2 protein-coding genes and 1 pseudogene are annotated in these 2,600 nt (G+C 49.3%); all 3 read right to left on the bottom strand.

Annotation, left to right across the window (positions count from 1 at the left end):
* Positions 1–806 (bottom strand): annotated as a pseudogene (locus JF818_RS02820) (DUF1957 domain-containing protein); the annotation flags it as partial.
* On the bottom strand, positions 806–1,537 hold the full coding sequence (locus tag JF818_RS02815) for a DUF4912 domain-containing protein (RefSeq protein WP_198890472.1): 732 nt from the start codon (positions 1,535–1,537) through the stop codon (positions 806–808). The pseudogene JF818_RS02820 and the gene JF818_RS02815, both read right to left, overlap by 1 nt.
* 88 nt (positions 1,538–1,625) lie before the next feature.
* On the bottom strand, positions 1,626–2,333 hold the full coding sequence (deoD, locus tag JF818_RS02810) for a purine-nucleoside phosphorylase (protein ID WP_198890471.1): 708 nt from the start codon (positions 2,331–2,333) through the stop codon (positions 1,626–1,628).
* Positions 2,334–2,600 lie beyond the last annotated feature (267 nt).

Below are 2,600 nucleotides of genomic sequence, written 5' to 3'. Positions count from 1 at the left end.
CGGTAGAACTCACGATAGTAACGATCGGTAGGATATCCAGAGGCGTTGGACCAAACCAGACTGGTAGTCTGGAAATCCCTCGGGAAGGCAGCCACACCGTTAGGGGTCTGTACAGGACGATAGGTACCGTACTCTACCTTGTCCGGTGAGAGCAACATGGACTGGCTGGCTGTCTGGAACCATGAAATACCATGATACTTCAATGATTCCTCCAGTCCGGGATAATATCCACATTCAGGCAACCAGAATCCCTTTGGAAGATGGCCGAAGGTAGTAAGAAAGGACTGTACCCCCAGCTCCACCTGCGCATTGATTGCAGTTGGATAATCCTTGTAAAGCGGGAGGTATGCGTGGGTTGCAGCGGTGGTTGCAAGCTCCAGGTGACCACTCATCTCCAGTGCCTTGAAACCATCGAGGATATTGCCACGATATCGGTCCTGGAAATCTCCAAGGTTCTCACGTGCCTGGTCGAGGTAGAACTGGGCCATCTCAAGAAACTCCGGTTGTTCCTTGGTACAGCGCGCAACCTCCTTTTCACCAAGCTCAATATGCCGTTCAAGATACTCAAGGAACCGTTCCTGAAGTACAGGGTCGGTGAGCATGCAACAAAGCGTGGGAGAGAGGCTTATGGTCATCTTGAAAGGAATCTTGTCTTGGACAAGTCTGTTGAACATCCTCAGCAGGGGAAGATAACTCTCACTGATGGATTCAAAGAGCCAATCTTCCTCAAGGAATCGCGGGTATTCAGGGTGTCTGACAAAGGGGAGATGTGCGTTCAGGATGAATGCGATTGATGGTTTGGCCATTAGAGAACCCCCTTGCTCAGATTCTGTGCGAGATCCCTGATCACTGGATTATCAACAATTTCCCCTTCCTTTGTTACCAGGGAGGAGAAGTTTGCCAGGAAGGAGGAGTAGTCCCCCACCAATTCTTCACTATGCTTCTGCCAGTAGGCAGGATAGGTTTCGACACTCTTGCTCTGTGCCAGGGACATCTCATTTCCCTTACGGTCACGCCAGCAAAGATCAACCAGATACGAAGAACCCATATTGGGCAGGTTGATATTCCACTGCGTATCTTCACGTTCTACTGAGATATCGAAGGACAACACTTCCCCGCTCTCGAGTCTGGTTTCCTGAACCCGAAGGAACAAGCTGCTGGGAGATTGTCCATCCTCGCCGAAAACCATCTGCAGGGAAGCCGGTGACAGGGACCAATATGCATAGGCCCACTGTGGGTCACGAAGCAGGAGATGTATGGATGTATCCAGATAGGATTCAGGCAACTGTTCAACGCCAGGGAGATCACTCAGATTCTGCTTGTCCCCCCGATAGTCGGTAAGGGAGTTGCAAAACCTGTTTCTATGGATTTTTCCCTTCTGTGCCGAAGAGACTTCATCGTCTTGTTCGCCGAAGGCTTCCTCCAAGGCGTCGATGAGCTCCTCCCGATCGAGTGTCTGCCAATCTTCCAAACATTCCTGTTGGGCGATATATTGCAACTCGGTAGTAGACAAGGAATCAATGTTGATGAGAATCATGCTTACTCCCAAAAAGTATCTTGACGGATGTTCTTCTACGCAATCGTAAAAGAATCACAGCGCTTAGTCAACCAATGGCTCTTTTCCCTTAGTCAAAGAGGGTTTGCAAGGCAAGGTCAACCATCGAATCGAAGGTTGTCTGTCTCTCTTTTGGAGCAACCTGTTCACCGGTAAGCAGGGAGTCACTTACGGTAAGCAATGTCAGGGCCTCGATGCCCTTGAGACGGGCCAAGGTATAGAGTTCACATGTCTCCATATCGACTGCCATTGTTCCCACTGACTGTGCAATTGCCTTTTTCTCATCACCCTTCATGTCATAGAACTGATCACTGGTGAAGACATTCCCCACGGCATACCCGATACCCATCGACTTTGCATTCTCATAGGCACGCATAAGCAAGGGGAAGGTCGCAGTAGGGGCGAATTGGTAGGTGCCAAACCGGCTCACATTCATCCCGCTGTCAGAGTCTGCTCCCTGGACAATCAAAACATCCTTGAGCTTGAGAGACTCGCTCATGGTTCCACAGGTACCCACTCGTACCAGGCGCTTGGCTCCATAGCTGTCGATCAATTCCTGGGCATAGATGGAAAATGAAGGCATACCCATCCCTGTACCCTGTACTGAAACACGTTGTCCATGGTACAGACCAGTGAAACCATACATTCCCCTTATCTCGTTGTACTGCACCACATCAGTCAGGTAGGTTTGTGCAATATGCTTTGCTCTCAGTGGATCACCTGGCAATAAAACGGTATCAGCAATGCTGTTTTTATCTGAAACAATATGAATACTCATGGCTTCCTCCTACCGTATCATTCACCAGAATGCAACAATGTGCAAGATAGGGCGCCAACCGGTAGTCCGTCCTCTCGGTATTATGATATACTAGGCAAGCTATATGAAAACAAACAAACCGGACAAGACGTCCCTGATTCTTCATGGACATTTCTATCAACCACCAAGAGAAAACCCCCAGACGGGACTCATCGGCAAACAGCTTACTGCTAGTCCGTTCCCAGACTGGAATGAACGCATACATGCAGATTGCTACAAGGCAAACAG

Origin of the sequence: Sphaerochaeta sp. S2, assembly GCF_016406725.1 — a bacterium.
GTDB lineage: Bacteria > Spirochaetota > Spirochaetia > Sphaerochaetales > Sphaerochaetaceae > Sphaerochaeta.
Note: the sequence above shows the minus strand (reverse complement) of the source record. Positions and strands in the feature narration are given on the sequence as shown.